The following is a 15,115-nucleotide window of genomic DNA, read 5'->3' as shown; positions in this document are numbered from 1 at the left end:
CAGTCTTTCCAGGGATTGAGATCTCGGCGACAGACGCATTGTGCGCTTCGGCGATACGTGACGAAGCGGTCACCAATTGTCGGTGGGAATGTACCGTCCCCATTCGGCGGCGAGCGCGCCGCAGACCTCGCCGACGGTGGCGCCCGCGGCGAGCGCGGCCTTGAGGGGGTAGAGGACGTTGTCGCGGCCGGCGGCGGCGGCGGTGACGGCGGCGAGCGCGGCGGCGAGGGCGTCGGCGTCGCGGCCGGCGCGGTGCTCGGCGAGGCGGGCGACCTGGGCGGCCTCGATCGCGGGGTCGACTTTGAGGGGCTTGTAGGGGGCTTCGGCGCCGGTGAGGGTGTAGGCGTTGACGCCGACGACGATCTGCTCGCCGGCGTCGATGCGCTTGGCGGTCGCGTAGGCGCTGCGTTCGATCTCGCTCTTCTGGAAGCCCGCTTCGATGGCGGCGACGACGGAGCCGTGGGCGAAGACGGCGTCGATGAGGCGCAGGGCCTCGGCTTCGACGGCGTCGGTGAGGGCTTCGACGGCGTAGGAGCCGGCGAAGGGGTCGACGGTGTCGGTGAGGTCGGTCTCGTTGGCGATGACCTGCTGGGTGCGCAGGGCCAGGCGCGCGGAGGCGTCGGTGGGGAGGGCGATGGCCTCGTCGTAGGCGTTGGTGTGGAGGGACTGGGTGCCGCCGAGGACGGCGGCGAGGGCTTGGACGGTGACGCGGGCGAGGTTCACTTCGGGCTGCTGGGCGGTGAGTTCGACCCCGGCGGTCTGGGTGTGGAAGCGGAGCTTCATGGAGCGGGGGTCTTTGGCGCCGAAGCGGTCGCGCATGATGTGGGCCCACAGGCGGCGGGCGGCGCGGAACTTGGCGACCTCGCCGAGGATCGTGGAGCGGGCGACGAAGAAGAAGGAGAGGCGGGGGGCGACGGCGTCGACGTCGAGTCCGGCGTTGACGGCGCAGTTGACGTATTCGATGCCGTCGGCGAGGGTGAACGCGAGCTCCTGCGCGGCGGTGGCCCCGGCCTCGGCCATGTGGTAGCCGGAGATGGAGATCGTGTTCCATTGCGGGAGTTCGGCGGCGCAGTACGCGAAGGTGTCGGCGACGAGGCGCAGGCTGGGCGCGGGCGGGAAGATGTAGGTGCCGCGCGCGATGTACTCCTTGAGGATGTCGTTCTGGATGGTGCCGCGCAGTGCGGCGGGGTCGACGCCCTGCTCTTCGGCGACGAGCTGGTAGAGCAGGAGGAGGACGGCGGCGGGGGCGTTGATGGTCATCGAGGTGGAGACCTCGTCGAGGGGGATGCCGCCGAAGAGGACGCGCATGTCGGCGAGGGAGTCGATGGCGACGCCGACCTTGCCGACCTCGCCGGCGGCTTCGGGCGCGTCGGAGTCGTAGCCCATCTGGGTGGGCAGGTCGAAGGCGACGGAGAGGCCGGTGGTGCCCGCTTCGAGGAGGTCGCGGTAGCGGCGGTTGGACTCGGCGGCGGTCGCGAAGCCCGCGTACTGGCGCATGGTCCAGGGCTTGGAGGTGTACATGGACGGGTGGACGCCGCGCGTGTAGGGGAAGGACCCGGGTTCGCCGAGCCGTTCCGGGAGGTCCTTCGCGGCGTCGTCGGGCCCGTAGACGGGCCGGATCTCGATCCCCTCGCGGCCTTGCGGTGACGACTGCATGGCTGCCATCCTAGGGGTCCGACCGCGTCTTCGGGAAGGTCCGACCCGCCTGCCCGGGGGCGCCGCCGCGCCCGAGCCCGCCCGCCCCCTTACGTGCCTGTCGGGGGGCCGTTACCTGAACAGGCGCGGTGAGGCTTGCGAGCCGTAAGTGAGCCCGGTACCGACCGGTTGGCCCGGGCACGGCAGACTAGTGGGGATCCCTCGCGAGGAGTGGCCGAATGACGTACTCATCTGACTACGGTCGCGGTGGTCCCGGCGCATATGAGGACCCCCGCCCCGACGCGGTACCGTCCCCTCGGTACTCCCCCGGACCCGAAGCGTCCCACGGGTTCTCCGGCTCATCGTACGGAGACGAGCTGGGCGGCGGCGATCCGCACCCCTCCTTCGGCGCGGGCGGTCGGCGTGGCGCGGCCACGGGCTCCGACCCGTATCGCGGGCAGGGCCGGGAGCGGCCCGGCCACGGCCCGTCCGAGCCGGGCTACGGGCAGTCGAACCCCGGTTTCGGGCAGTCGAACCCGAACTACGGCCAGTCGAACCCCGGTTTCAACCGGGACGCGTACGGCGGCGACTCCTACGGCGACTCCTCGTACCGGCACAGCTCCTCGTACGGCAACTACGGGAACCTGGGGCAGAGCTTCGCCGTCGGCGGGCAGGACCCGCGCGGCGCCGGCCCCTCGCCCTCGGGCAACCGGGCCGGGCCCGGCGACCTCGTCGCCGAGCGGTACCAGCTCATCGACCTGGTCGGCAAGGGCGGCAACGGCTCCGTGTGGCGCGCCCACGACATCGTGCTGCGCCGCGAGGTCGCGCTCAAAGAGGTGTTCCTGCCGCCGGACCTGCCCGCGCCCGAACGCGTCCAGCTCATCGACCGGTCCCGGCGCGAGGCCCAGATCGCCGCGGCCCTGTCGCACCCGTCGATCATCCGCATCTTCGACGTGGTCGAGCACGCGGGCCTGCCGTGGATCGTCATGGAGCTCCTGCAGGCGCGCAGCCTCGCCGAGATCCTGACGCAGGACGGGCCGCTCGCGCCCCGCGTCGCCGCGAAGATCGGGCTCGCGCTCGTCGGCGCCCTCCAGGCCGCGCACGACGCCGGGATCGTCCACCGCGACATCAAACCCGGGAACGTGCTCATCTCCACCGACGGCCGCTGCGTCCTCTCCGACTTCGGCGCCGCCCAGCAGCACCAGGTCTCGGGCGGCACCACGCCCGGGAAGGTCCTCGGCTCGGCGCACTACATCGCGCCCGAGCGGGCCGTCGGCCACCCGGCCGAGCCCGCCAGCGACGTGTTCAGCCTCGGCGTCACCCTGTACGCGGCCGTCGAGGGCCGCCCGCCGTTCGACCGCGGCGACGCCGTCTCGACCATGCGCGCCGTCGTCCAGGAACCGCCGGAGAGCCCGCGCCACGCCGGGCCGCTGACCCCGCTCATCGGCGGGATGCTCGCGAAGGACCCGCAGCAGCGCACGCCGCTCCCGCAGGTGCGCCAGGAGCTCCAGGGCCTGCTCGCCGGGCCGCTGGGCACCGGCGGCATCCCGCAGCAGTCCCCGCCGTTCAGCCAAGGCCCCCAGGGCTACCAGGAGGGGTCGCCGCCGCACACGGGCGGGCGGCCGCAGGTGCGCGAACGCGACCCGGAGCCGGAGGAGCCGGCGGGGAACGTCTGGAAGTCCGCTTCGGTCATCGCGATCTGCGTCCTGCTCGTGCTCGTGCTGGGTTGGGGCGCCTACAAGTTCCTGTTCGGCGACACCGGCGGCGGCGCGGAGCCGGGCGCGTCCGAGAGCGCCGAGGGGGAGCCGTCCGGCGACGGCGGCGAATCCGAAGGCGGCGAGGAAGGCGGCGGCGAGGAGGGCCCGGCCTTCGAGACCGCGGCGCACGAGGGCGACGGGTTCACCGCGAACTACCCGGCGGACTGGGCCGCCGGCCAGGGCGACGAGGACTACGTCACCTACTACAACCCCGAGGACGACACCCAGTGGGTGCGGTTCTACTTCGGATCCGACAACGGCGCCGACGGGACCGCGGACTACCTCGGCGACTACTGGGACGGCCTGCCGGACGGCATGGAGGACCTCGACCAGGTCCGGCTCGAAGACGTCTCCTTCGGCGACATGGACGGCTCGGTCCTCGAGTACACCGGCACGAACCTCGACGACGGCGCCGAACGGCACTCGATCTGGGCGCTCGTCGACGCGGGCGACGGGACCACGTTCGGGGTCTTCGTCTCCGGCGACGCCGCTGCATGGGACCTATCACAGCAGGTGTACGACGAGGCCGTGGCGTCGTTCCAGACCGGCTGAGGCCACACCGTCCACAACATCGGCCTCCCGTGACGCGGGTATGCGACGATTTCCGCATGACGGAGGAGATGAACCTGGATGCGCTGCGCGCCGACGTGCTGCAGTGGATCACCGACGACCCTGACAAGACCTCCCGCGACGAGCTGTACCGGCTCCTCGACGGCCTCCCCGCGACCGGCCCCGAACTCGCCGACCGCTTCGCCGGGCGCCTCAAGTTCGGCACCGCCGGACTGCGCGGGCCGCTGCGCGCCGGACCGAACGGCATGAACCTCGCCGTCGTGCGCGCCGCCGCCGCGGGGCTGGCGAACTGGCTCGACGCCAAGGGCGCCGACGGGCCCGTCGTCATCGGCTACGACGCCCGCCACCTGAGCCGCGAGTTCGCCGCCGAGACCGCGCGCGTCGTCACCGGCTCCGGCCGCCGCGCCCTCGTCATGCCCGGCCCGCTCCCCACGCCCGTGACCGCGTACGCCGTCACCAAGCTCGACGCCGCGGCCGCCGTCCAGGTGACCGCCAGCCACAACCCGCCGCAGGACAACGGCTACAAGGTGTACCTGGGCCGCGAGCTCGGCGGCGACCTCGGCGCGGGCGCCCAGATCGTGCCGCCCGCCGACACCGAGATCGAGGCCGCGATCGAAGCGCTCGGCCCGCTCTCGGAGATCCCCCTCGGCGACGAGGGCGAGACCCTCGACGAGACCATCGTGGACCAGTACCTGACCGCGGTCGCCTCCGTCGTCGACCCCGACGACCCCAAGCGGCTCGCGTCCGTCGCCACCCCGATGCACGGCGTCGGCGGCGCGACCTTGGTCCGCGCCATGGAACGCGCCGGGTTCCCGGCCCCCGCGCTCGTCGCCCAGCAGGCCGACCCGGACGCCGACTTCCCCACCGTCGCGTTCCCCAACCCCGAGGAGCCCGGCGCGATCGACCTCCTCAAGGCCCTCGCGGTCGAGGAGGGCGCCGACGTGGCGCTCGCCCTCGACCCCGACGCCGACCGCTGCTCCGTGGCCGTCCCGGTCGGCGACGGCACCTGGCGCCAGCTCAGCGGCAACGAAGTCGGCGTCCTCCTCGCCGACCACTGGATGCGCAAGGGCCGCAAGGGCACCTACGCGACCACGATCGTCTCCACCACGCAGCTCAAGGCCATGTGCGCCAAGCGCGGCTACGGCTACATGGAGACCCTCACCGGCTTCAAGTGGCTCGCCCGCACCAGCGCCGACCTCGCGTTCGCGTTCGAAGAGGCCCTCGGCTACTGCGTCGCCCCCGAGTTCCTGCGCGACAAGGACGGCATCTCCGCGTCGCTCATCGTCAGCGAGATCGCCGCCGGCCAGGCCGCCCGCATGGCGACCCTCCAAGACCGCCTCGACGAGCTCGCCGAGGAGTTCGGCGTCTACGAGACCGGGCAGCTCTCCGTCCGCGTCGAGGACCTCGGCGAGATCGCCGCGTGCATGAAGCGGCTGCGCGCCCACCAGCCGACCTCGCTGCTCGACGAGCCCGTCACCGAGTACCTCGACCGGCTCCCCGACGCCGACGTCGTCACCATCACGACCGCCGACGCGCGGGTCGTCTGCCGCCCCAGCGGCACCGAGCCCAAGCTCAAGGCGTACCTCGAAGTCCGCGAAGACGTCGGCGGCGACCTGGGCGCGGCCCGCGAGCGCGCCCGCGCCGGCGTCGAAGCGCTGAAGGCCGAGATCGCCGCGGTCCTCGGCGTGCCGCACTGAGGAACACGAGAAAAGGGGGGCCGGTCGGCCCCCCTTTTCTTTGATGGGTCAGAAGCGGCGGTAGGCGCCGAACTGGCGGTCGCCGGCGTCGCCGAGGCCCGGGATGATGTACGCGGCCTCGTTGAGCTCGGGGTCCACGGCGGCGGTCGTCATGCGCAGGTTGAGGCCCGAGGCCTCGAGCTTCGCGATGCCGTCCGGCGCGCACAGGACGCTCACCAGGTCGATGTCGGTGCAGCCGCGCGCGGCGATCATCTCGCAGCAGCGCAGCAGGGAGCCGCCGGTGGCGACCATCGGGTCGAGCACGATCACGTGCCGGCCGGCCAGGTCGTCGGGCAGGGACTCCATGTACGCGTACGGCTCGTGCGTCTCCTCGTCGCGGGCCAGGCCCACGAACCCCATCGAGGCGTCCGGGATCATCGACTGCGCCGCGTCGGCCATGCCGAGCCCGGCGCGCAGGACCGGCACGAGCACCGGCGGGTTCCCGAGCCGGAAGCCCTTGGCCGGGGCCACGGGCGTCCTGATCTGGTATTCGGTCACGGCCACGTCGCGCGTGGCCTCGTAGACGAGCATCATGGTGAGCTCGCGGAGGGCGGCCCGGAACCGCGGTGAGTCCGAGCGCTCGTCCCGCATGGCGGTGAGCCGTTCAGCGGCGAGCGGGTGTTCGACGATCTTGACATCCACGGTTCCCAACCTTAACGCCCAGTTCGCCGCGCTAATGTGAGCTGGTCACCACAGTCCGAGTCGCACACGCGGCAAAGCTCGCGAGCCGCGCGTGCGTACAGCGGGGATACGGATATCATCCAGTCATGGGATCTATTTTGAGCGGCGCCGAGGCCGCGTCCCTCGTCCGCGCCCTCCCCGGCGTCGACGCGGTAGGCCTCGAAGCGCGCGCGGCGGGGCTCGCCACCCGCTCGGTCAAGGCCGAGTCGAAGGCCAAGGCCATCGACCTCGCCATCAGCATGATCGACCTCACCACCCTCGAAGGCGCCGACACGCCCGGCAAGGTCCGGTCGCTCGCCGCCAAGGCCATGCGGCCTGACGGCGACGCGCCCGCCACCGCCGCGGTCTGCGTCTACCCGGCCATGGTCGCCGTCGCCGCCGAAGCCCTCAAGGGATCCGGCGTCAAGGTCGCCTCCGTCGCCACCGGGTTCCCGGCCGGCCAGGTGCCCCTCGACATCCGCCTCGCCGACACCGAGGCCGCCGTCCGCGCCGGCGCCGACGAGATCGACATGGTCATCAGCCGCGGCACCTTCCTCGCCGGCGACCTCGAACGGGTCTTCCAGGAGATCAAGGCCGTCAAAGCCGCCAGCGGCGACGCCCGCCTCAAGGTCATCCTCGAGACCGGCGAACTCGTCACCTACGACGACGTGCGCCGCGCCTCCTGGCTCGCCATGTACGCCGGGGCCGACTTCATCAAGACCTCCACCGGCAAGGTCGGCGTCAACGCGACCCTCCCGGTCACCCTCCTCATGATGCAGGCCGTGCGCGACTTCCGCGCGCTCACCGGCACCCAGGTCGGCGTCAAGCCCGCGGGCGGCATCCGCAACACCAAGGACGCCATCAAGTACCTGGTGTGCGTCAACGAAGTCCTCGGCGACGACTGGCTCTCCAACGAGTGGTTCCGCTTCGGCGCCTCCAGCCTCCTCAACGACCTGCTCATGCAGCGCCAGAAACTCAAGACCGGCCACTACTCCGGCCCCGACTACGTGACGGTGGACTAAGCGATGTTCGAGTACGCGCCCGCACCCGAGTCGGTGCGGCCCCCGATCAAAGAGCACTACGGGCTCTTCATCGACGGCGCATTCAGGGACGCCGCCGACGGCGCCGTCTTCAAGTCCGTCAACCCCTCCACCGAGGAGGCCCTCTTCACCGTCGCCGAAGCGGGCGAAGCCGACGTCGCAGCCGCGGTGGCCGCCGCCCGCCGCGCGCAGGAGGCCGTGTGGGGCCCCATGAGCGGGACCGAACGCGGCAAGTACCTGTTCCGCATCGCCCGGCTCCTGCAGGAGCGGGCCCGCGAGTTCGCCGTCGCCGAGTCCCTCGACAACGGCAAGCCCATCAAGGAGACCCGCGACTTCGACGTGCCGACCGCGGCGCAGCACTTCTTCTACCACGCGGGATGGGCCGACAAGCTCGCCTACGCGGGCCTCGGGTCCGACCCGAAGCCGCTCGGCGTCATCGGCCAGGTCATCCCCTGGAACTTCCCGCTGCTCATGCTCTCGTGGAAGATCGCCCCCGCGCTCGCGTGCGGGAACACGGTGGTGCTCAAGCCCGCCGAGACCACGCCGCTGACCGCGCTCATGTTCGCCGAGCTGTGCCAGGAGGCCGAACTCCCGCCGGGCGTCGTCAACATCCTCCCGGGCGCGGGCGCGACCGGTGCGGCGCTCGTGGACAGCGCGGTGGACAAGGTCGCGTTCACCGGCTCGACCGCGGTGGGCCGCGCGATCGCGAAGTCCATCGCCGGCTCCAAGAAGAAGCTCACCCTGGAACTGGGCGGCAAGGCCGCCAACATCGTGTTCGACGACGCAGCCGTAGACCAGGCCGTCGAAGGCATCGTCAACGGCATCTTCTTCAACCAGGGGCACGTGTGCTGCGCGGGCTCGCGACTCCTCGTGCAGGAGTCCGTGGCGGACGAGGTGCTCGAGCGACTGAAGGCCCGCGTCGAGACGCTGCGCGTGGGCGACCCGCTCGACAAGAACACCGACGTCGGCGCCATCAACTCCGCCGAGCAGCTGTCGCGGATCCGGGACCTCACCGAGACCGGGACCGGCGAGGGCGCCGAGGCGTGGCAGCCCGCGTGCGACCTGCCCGAGCGCGGGTTCTGGTTCCGCCCCACCGTGTTCACCGGCGTCCAGCAGTCGATGCGGATCGCCAAGGAGGAGATCTTCGGGCCGGTGCTCAGCGTGCTCACCTTCCGCACCCCCGACGAGGCGATCGCCAAGGCCAACAACACCCCGTACGGCCTCTCGGCCGGGGTGTGGACCGAGAAGGGCTCCAAGATCCTGTGGGCGGCCGAGCGGCTGCGCGCGGGCGTGGTGTGGGCCAACACGTTCAACCAGTTCGACGCCGCCAGCCCCTTCGGCGGCCTGAAGGAGTCCGGCTACGGCCGCGAAGGCGGCCGCCAGGGACTGGAGGCGTACCTCGATGTCTGATCGTCTGCGGGTCAAGAAGACCTACAAGCTGTACGTGGGCGGGAAGTTCCCGCGCTCGGAGTCCGGAAGGAGCTACCCCGTGAGCAGCCCGGACGGGACCGAGCTGGCCAACGCCGCGCTCGCCAGCCGCAAGGACGGCCGCGACGCCGTGGCCGCCGCCCGCAAGGCGCAGCGGCCGTGGGCGGGCCAGACCGCGTACCTGCGCGGCCAGATCCTGTACCGCGCCGCCGAGATGCTCGAGGGCCGGGCCGGGCAGTTCGCCGAAGAGGTCGCCGAAGCCACCGGGGCCGAACCCGGTGCGGCGCTTGCCGTCGTGGAGGCCGCGATCGACCGGCTCGTGCACTACGCGGGATGGACCGACAAGTACACGTCGGTGCTCGGCGGGGCCAACCCGGTCGCGGGGCCGTACTTCAACCACACGACCCCCGAACCGCTCGGCGTCATCGCCGTCGTCGCGCCGCAGGACGACCCGTTCCTCGGGCTCATCGAGGCCGTCGCGCCCGCGATCGCCACCGGGAACACCGCGGTCGTGCTCGCGAGCGAGTCGAAGCCCCTGCCCGCGCTGAGCTTCGGTGAAGTCCTCGCCACCTCCGACCTGCCCGGCGGGGTCGTCAACATCTTGAGCGGCAAGGCCGCCGAGGTCGCGCCGCACCTGGCCGCGCACGCCGACGTCAACGGGCTCGACCTGAGCGGCGTCGCCGACGCCGGCCTCGCCGCGAGCCTCGAGGCCGCCGCTGCCGAGACCCTCAAGGTCGTGCGCCGCCCCGGGAAGGCCGGCACCTCGCTCGACCTGCTGCGGCAGTGGACGGAGTACAAGACCGTGTGGCACCCGGCCGGCATGGCCGCCGCCGCCGGAGGGGCGTACTAGCCGCGTCGTTTCGACGGGGCCCCGCGCGAGCCGCGCAGGGCCCCGTCGGCGTATGGGACACCGGGTACGACCGGGCGTGTCGCGTCGTCGTAGGCTGTTCCCCAGCTAGATCACTACGGGAGGGACGCGACATGGCGGCCGATTCGGACGGGCCGGTGCGCAGCGCCGAGACGGACAAGCTCTGGAACGAGACGAGCGTCGACCCGGTGGAACTCCACCTGGGCAAGGACTCCGGCTTCACCCTGCGCGCGTACCGGATGTCGGACACCCTCCCGGGCTCCAAGGCCGCTCCCGAGCCGGAACCCGAAGAGGAAGAAGAGGTTGTCGAGGAGCCTCGCGGCAAGCACCGCGAAACCGACGACGCCGAGCCCGAGGACGAGGACGCGCCCGAGCCCGACGCGGCCGACTTCGCCGATGAGGAGGCGGACGCCGCGGACGACGACGAGGACGCCCTCGACGCCGAACCCGAAGAGGTCCCGGTCTTCCTGACCCGCAAGGGGAAGCTGCTCGTCTTCCGCGAGGCCGAAGCGCTCGTCGAGTACGTCAAGGCGAACGACGACCACGACCTCGCCGCGATCGAGGAGTACGCCGAGCTGCAGGAGCGGCTCACCGCCGCCGACATCGCGTGTGACGAAGACGACATCTACGAGTTGGACCTGGTGGTCGCCAACCTCCGCGGCGGACACGAGGGCTGGGAGCCCGAGCTGCTCATCAAGGCCGCCGAGGTCGGCCGCGACCTCGGGTACGCGCTCAAGAACGACTCGGTCATCGCCTCCCTCGCTCCCGGCTCCCCCCTCGACGACCTCGACGAGACCTTCCGAGTCGTCGTCGACGGCGGCATGCGCGGCCGCTTCGCCAAGCGCCGCTTGAAGAGGAGCGACTCGCAGCAGGCGGCCATCGCCTGGCGCGGCGTCATCGCCAAGATCAACGACCATGTGGAATGGCGCGACTAGGGCCGCCGCTATCGGCCGAACAGCCCATCCCGGCTCATACTCCGAGTCCGATTCCCGGCGCCGCCGCGGCGACACGCGGCGGCGCCGGTGCGTTTTCCACCCTTATTCCACAAGGGAATCCCCTGGTGGGCACCGTCAAGGAATTGACGCAAATGCGTGTTATGGCCTTCCATCCCTTCGTGAACCCGCACTGTCCGTCCGCTTGCAGAACCGAGTATTCTGCGGAAAACTGATAACGGACTGGTAAATACTGGCGGGGCTTCGACCCCGCCGACAGGGCCGGCGCCCACCCCGGGCGCGCCCTACGAGAGGAGCCCCGCGGGTGCAAGTGTTCTGCGGCATCACCATCGACCAGCAGGTAGCAGGAGCCGGACAAGGCGACACCGCCTGCGCCGTCGCGCTCGTCGCGGCCGGCGGCGGCCTCATCGCCACCGACACCTTCGGCGACGACCCCCGCGGGTGGGTCCGCCTCAACAGCCTCTTCGCGCGATCGGCGCCCGGGCAGTCAGTCTCGGTTGCCGTCGACGGCGAGGTGGTCCAGCTGGCCGAATTCGCCGCAGCCGCCGGACAGCTCGTCGTCCGCGCCGCCAGCCCCGCCGGCCGCTCCAAAGACGCCCTCGACGACGCCATCGCGCTCGCCCGCCGCATGGCCACCGGCGAAGTCGGCGGGCAGCCCTTCGCCGCGCGCCCTGAGATGAACGCTCTGCGCCCCATCCTCGACACCGTGGCCTCGGCCGCCCGCGCCCGCCACGACGCCGCAGAGGCCCTCACATGCCTCCTGCGCGCCGTCTTCCCCGCCGCGCTCGCCGCCTGGGACGACCCCAGCGAAGCCAACGCCGTCGCCATCCTCACCCGGCTCCCCCAGCCCGGTGCGCTCCAGTCGATCTCGACCGAAGAGCTCGCCGCCGACCTCGCCACCGTCGCCGACCCCGGCCAAGTGGCCGCCATGGCCGGCGCCCTCACCGAGGCCATCCGCGAACTCGGCGGCGGCGACGACCCCTCCGTCGCCCCCTCCGTCTCCGCCACGGCCGCCGCGATCTCCGCCTGGGACCGCTCGCTCGAAGGCCTCATCGGGCTCCTCCAGGCCAAGCGCCCCCGCGTCGATATCGCACCCCCGGCCGCCCCCGCCGCGTACGACGACGACCGCGCCCCCCGCCGCCACGGCCACGACACGCACACCACCGTCCGCCTCCCGGGCGACCTTCCCGACCGCCAGAGCCTCCGCGCCCTCGACCCCGCCTCCCAGCTGCACTCGGTCGTGGACCTCGAAGCGACGCAGGTGATCCCGGAGTCCATGGTGCAGGCGCAGCTCCCGGTCGACGGCGAGAGCCACACCCGCTCCATCCGCCGGCGCCGCCGGGCCCAGCCCGCCGAACTGCCGCAGGTCGAAGAGCAGACCGAGCGGCCTTCGCGTCCGGCGCTGTCCGACGTCTTCCAGTCCGAGAGCATGCGGCAACCGGACCCCGAACCGCGCCGCCACCCGTGGCAGCCGAAGGACGACGTCCACATCGTCGACGTCGCCAGCCTCATGGCCGACGACGACGGCCTCATGATCCTCGGCCAGGCCCGCAGCGCCTGGTTCAAGCGGCCCGAAAGCGAAGAGCCCGAACCGGAGTCGTGGAACCTCCCCGGCGACGAGGGCTGGCGCATGGCCCGCCACGTCACCGAGGCGCCCGAGACCGAGGAGCCGACCACGCCCGCCGGGCTGCCGCGCCGCAAGCCGCAGGCGAACCTGGTCCCCGGCGCGGTCGTCGCCGACGAACACCCGCGCTTCGACGAGCCGATCGACCGCGACCCCGAGCTGCTGGCCCAGAACACCGCCGGCTACTTCAAGGGCTGGGGCCGCGCCCGCGGCGGCCGCCCCGGCGCGCCCGCCCGCAATGAGCGGATGGCGACCCGATGAGCAACCTCGGCGTCTACGAGCGGTCCCTGAGCATGCTCCTGGGCTCCCTCGTGGCCCGCACCCCCGGCCTCTCCCACGCCGTCCTCGTCAGCGTCGACGGCCTGCCCCTCGCCGTCTCCGCCGGGCTCCCCAAGGAGCGCGCGGACCAGTTGGCGGGCATCGGATCGGGCCTCTTGTCGATGGGCGAAGGCGCCGGGCGCTCGATGGACCACGGCCCGACCCAGCAGGTCATCGTCGAGATGGCCGAAGGCGTCCTCCTGGCCGCCCCGGTCGGCCCGCAGATCTGCCTGACGCTCCTGGCGGTCTCGCAGTGCGACCGCGAGCAGCTCGGTTACGAGCTGGGCCAGTTCACGATGCAGGTGGGGCCCTTGCTGAACGAGGCGCTGACGAACACGGGGTCGATCCCGAAGGTCGTCTAGGACAACGCGAAACGGGCCACGAGGCGACTCGTGGCCCGTTTTTCCGTACCCCTAGGCGTCGACCTTCTCGCGCGGGACCGCGACCGTGACCGGGCGGGTCCGGACCGACCCGGTGCGGGCGTGGGTGGCGTAGAGGGTGAGGCCCACGAAGGTGAGGCCGCCGACGAGGTTGCCGATGACCGTGGGGATCTCGTTCCAGATCAGGTAGTCGCCGACCGAGAACTCGCCGCCGAGCATGAGGCCCGCCGGGAACAGGAACATGTTCACGATCGAGTGCTCGAAGCCCATGTAGAAGAACACGAGCACCGGCATCCACATGCCGATCACCTTGCCGGGCACCGAGGTCGACATCATCGCGGCGACCACGCCCGTGGAGACCATCCAGTTGCACAGCACGCCGCGGATGAACAGCGTGAGCATCCCGGCCGCGCCGTGCTCGGCGTACCCGACGGTGCGGCTTTCGCCGATCACCCCGAGCTGCTGGCCGATCTCGTTGGGCTCCACCGAGAACCCGTAGGTGACGATGATCGACATCATGAGGGCGACGGTGAACGCGCCCGCGAAGTTCCCGACGAACACCAGGCCCCAGTTGCGGAGCACGCCCCGCAGGCGCACGCCGGGGCGCTTGTCGATGAGCGCCAACGGGACCAGCGTGAACACGCCGGTCAGGAGGTCGTAGCCCAGCAGATAGAGCATGCAGAACCCGACCGGGAACAGCAGCGCTCCCAACAGCGGCTGCCCGGTGTTCACCGAGATCGTCACCGCGAACGCCGCGCCCAGGGCCAGGATCGCCCCGGCCATGAAGGCGCGCAGGACGGTGTCGCGGGTCGACATGAAGACCTTCGCCTCGCCGGCGTCGATCATCCTGGCGGTGAACTCCGCCGGTTTCACATAGGACATGGTGGGCTCCTCGGGGGGTCGTCGGACGGACGGCGACGAGTCTCCCGAGACCTGGTTTCCTCCGTGTGAACGGCGCACGTTCGTCATGTCACAAACGCCGCACCGCAACGCATCTGAACCCTGTGACCTCGTCAGCTGGCCGGGTCGTACCCGAACTCGCGGACCTCCTGCGCGCATCGGCACGCGGCGGCGATCTTCGCAGCCCACTCGTACGCCGCCTCCCGCGTCGGCAGCTCGAGGACGCAGTAGCCGCCGTTGGGCACCGTGTGCCCCGGGTAGGTCCCCTCGGTGACCTCGCCGTCGGCCGCGACGAGCACCGGCCCGACCTCCTCGTTGAGGCCCCCGCCGAACACGTACACACCGGCGGCCTTGGCTTCTTCGATCACCGCGTGGGAATCGTCGACCACCGCTTGGAACTCCTCTTCGGGGAACACCATGGCCTCACTGGGGAAGGAGATCAAGAACTTGGTCATGCGGAGCCTCCTTGGCGGTTGTCGGCACTGAAATGGCGCCGAGCCTGATTATTGCCGCGGGGTCCGACATCTCGGGGCCTTTCCGTTCGGCTGCATGCTCCGATGAGCACAAGGTTCAAGCGGCAGCGACAAAGAGGTCCCATGTCGGCTGGGCCGGACTTCGACCGTCCGGCTCGAATTTGTTGCTGTTCAGCCGGGCAGCGACAGCAAGGCAGCGCCACATTGGGGCACTATTCCGGACTCCGGCCCTGATTTGGATGCGGTTCAGGCGGGCAGCGACAAAGAGGTCCCTTGTCGGCTGGGCCGGACTTCAACCGCCCGACTCGAATTGGCTGATGTTGGCCTCGACCTGTAGTCCGGCTGACAGCCCTGATTCGGATGCGGTTCAGGCGGGCGGCGACGAAAGGGTCTGAGCGGCCTCGGCCGGTAGTGCGGCCTCCGGGTGGTGTGGCGGCGGGCGGCGGAGCGCCATTCCCGAGCCGGTTCGCATTGCGCCCCAGGCAGTCTGAGGGCATTTGCGAGTGTCCCTCATGGATTATTCACCCCTTTGAGTGATGACACCACCACCCCGCGCCTGTCATCATTGAAGTACGAACAAGTAGGCGAAAACAAGCAGATCATTCGAGAACAGTGGAAGGAGGCGAGCGGTCGATGGGCTCTTGCACTAACACCCCCGGTTCCGAGCGCGCCGCCGCTATCCGCTCCGCTCTCGATGACGCCGCCTCTTTGATCAACGCCCAGCACGCCCAGGTCCTCTCCTGGGTGATCGAGATGAAGGAGCAGGGGCTCCA

Annotated in this window: 12 protein-coding genes; 8 read left to right on the top strand and 4 right to left on the bottom strand. The window is 71.1% G+C overall.

The window, feature by feature from the left end:
• Positions 1-69: 69 nt before the first annotated feature.
• Positions 70-1,656 (bottom strand): methylmalonyl-CoA mutase family protein, encoded by a 1,587-nt coding sequence (locus tag AB0K52_RS16765; protein ID WP_363532637.1) that lies wholly within the window; start codon positions 1,654-1,656, stop codon positions 70-72.
• Positions 1,657-1,874: 218 nt separating this feature from the next.
• Between AB0K52_RS16765 and AB0K52_RS16760 the strand changes: the two genes are divergently transcribed.
• Positions 1,875-3,944, top strand: a complete 2,070-nt coding sequence (locus AB0K52_RS16760) for a protein kinase (protein WP_363532634.1) — start codon at positions 1,875-1,877, stop codon at positions 3,942-3,944.
• A 56-nt stretch (positions 3,945-4,000) separates the two neighbouring features.
• Positions 4,001-5,659, top strand: a complete 1,659-nt coding sequence (locus AB0K52_RS16755; RefSeq protein WP_363532631.1) for a phospho-sugar mutase — start codon at positions 4,001-4,003, stop codon at positions 5,657-5,659.
• 48 nt (positions 5,660-5,707) lie between these two features.
• On the opposite strand, the gene upp is transcribed toward AB0K52_RS16755, so the two are convergent.
• On the bottom strand, positions 5,708-6,340 hold the full coding sequence (gene upp / locus AB0K52_RS16750) for a uracil phosphoribosyltransferase (RefSeq protein WP_363532629.1): 633 nt from the start codon (positions 6,338-6,340) through the stop codon (positions 5,708-5,710).
• A gap of 125 nt (positions 6,341-6,465) precedes the next feature.
• Here upp and deoC point away from each other — a divergent pair, with 125 nt between their 5' ends.
• The 6 genes from deoC to AB0K52_RS16720 all read left to right on the top strand — a co-directional run bounded on the left by deoC (position 6,466) and on the right by AB0K52_RS16720 (position 12,951).
• Positions 6,466-7,380 (top strand): deoxyribose-phosphate aldolase, encoded by a 915-nt coding sequence (gene deoC, locus AB0K52_RS16745; RefSeq protein WP_363532626.1) that lies wholly within the window; start codon positions 6,466-6,468, stop codon positions 7,378-7,380.
• Between the two features lie 3 nt (positions 7,381-7,383).
• Positions 7,384-8,808 carry an aldehyde dehydrogenase family protein gene (locus tag AB0K52_RS16740; protein WP_363532623.1) on the top strand — a complete coding sequence of 475 codons (1,425 nt, stop codon included), beginning with the start codon at positions 7,384-7,386 and terminating at the stop codon, positions 8,806-8,808.
• Positions 8,801-9,676 (top strand): aldehyde dehydrogenase, encoded by an 876-nt coding sequence (locus tag AB0K52_RS16735; protein WP_363532621.1) that lies wholly within the window; start codon positions 8,801-8,803, stop codon positions 9,674-9,676. Before AB0K52_RS16740 ends, AB0K52_RS16735 begins: the two co-directional genes overlap by 8 nt.
• A 131-nt stretch (positions 9,677-9,807) precedes the next feature.
• Positions 9,808-10,629, top strand: a complete 822-nt coding sequence (locus AB0K52_RS16730) for a DNA primase (protein ID WP_363532618.1) — start codon at positions 9,808-9,810, stop codon at positions 10,627-10,629.
• Positions 10,630-10,951: 322 nt separating this feature from the next.
• The gene (locus AB0K52_RS16725; RefSeq protein ID WP_363532615.1) at positions 10,952-12,532 is read left to right on the top strand and encodes a hypothetical protein; all 1,581 of its coding nucleotides are present in this window, start codon (positions 10,952-10,954) and stop codon (positions 12,530-12,532) included.
• Complete coding sequence (locus tag AB0K52_RS16720) at positions 12,529-12,951, top strand: roadblock/LC7 domain-containing protein (RefSeq protein WP_363532612.1); 423 nt, start codon at positions 12,529-12,531, stop codon at positions 12,949-12,951. The genes AB0K52_RS16725 and AB0K52_RS16720 overlap by 4 nt, the downstream gene beginning before the upstream one ends.
• Positions 12,952-13,002: 51 nt before the next feature.
• Here AB0K52_RS16720 and AB0K52_RS16715 read toward each other — a convergent pair whose 3' ends face one another.
• Positions 13,003-13,851 carry a formate/nitrite transporter family protein gene (locus AB0K52_RS16715; protein WP_363532609.1) on the bottom strand — a complete coding sequence of 283 codons (849 nt, stop codon included), beginning with the start codon at positions 13,849-13,851 and terminating at the stop codon, positions 13,003-13,005.
• A gap of 131 nt (positions 13,852-13,982) precedes the next feature.
• Positions 13,983-14,324 carry a transcription initiation protein gene (locus AB0K52_RS16710; protein WP_363532606.1) on the bottom strand — a complete coding sequence of 114 codons (342 nt, stop codon included), beginning with the start codon at positions 14,322-14,324 and terminating at the stop codon, positions 13,983-13,985.
• Positions 14,325-15,115: the final 791 nt, after the last annotated feature.

The organism is Glycomyces sp. NPDC049804 (assembly GCF_040674615.1).
Taxonomy (GTDB): Bacteria; Actinomycetota; Actinomycetes; order Mycobacteriales; family Micromonosporaceae; genus Glycomyces; species Glycomyces niveus.
Note: the sequence above shows the minus strand (reverse complement) of the source record. Positions and strands in the feature narration are given on the sequence as shown.

Coding starts and splice junctions, on each gene's coding strand:
- AB0K52_RS16765 (WP_363532637.1), bottom strand. CDS start 1,656: ATGCAGTCGTCACCGCAAGGCCGCGAGGGGATCGAGATCCGGCCCGTC.
- AB0K52_RS16760 (WP_363532634.1), top strand. CDS start 1,875: ATGACGTACTCATCTGACTACGGTCGCGGTGGTCCCGGCGCATATGAG.
- AB0K52_RS16755 (WP_363532631.1), top strand. CDS start 4,001: ATGACGGAGGAGATGAACCTGGATGCGCTGCGCGCCGACGTGCTGCAG.
- deoC (WP_363532626.1), top strand. CDS start 6,466: ATGGGATCTATTTTGAGCGGCGCCGAGGCCGCGTCCCTCGTCCGCGCC.
- AB0K52_RS16740 (WP_363532623.1), top strand. CDS start 7,384: ATGTTCGAGTACGCGCCCGCACCCGAGTCGGTGCGGCCCCCGATCAAA.
- AB0K52_RS16735 (WP_363532621.1), top strand. CDS start 8,801: ATGTCTGATCGTCTGCGGGTCAAGAAGACCTACAAGCTGTACGTGGGC.
- AB0K52_RS16730 (WP_363532618.1), top strand. CDS start 9,808: ATGGCGGCCGATTCGGACGGGCCGGTGCGCAGCGCCGAGACGGACAAG.
- AB0K52_RS16720 (WP_363532612.1), top strand. CDS start 12,529: ATGAGCAACCTCGGCGTCTACGAGCGGTCCCTGAGCATGCTCCTGGGC.
- AB0K52_RS16715 (WP_363532609.1), bottom strand. CDS start 13,851: ATGTCCTATGTGAAACCGGCGGAGTTCACCGCCAGGATGATCGACGCC.
- AB0K52_RS16710 (WP_363532606.1), bottom strand. CDS start 14,324: ATGACCAAGTTCTTGATCTCCTTCCCCAGTGAGGCCATGGTGTTCCCC.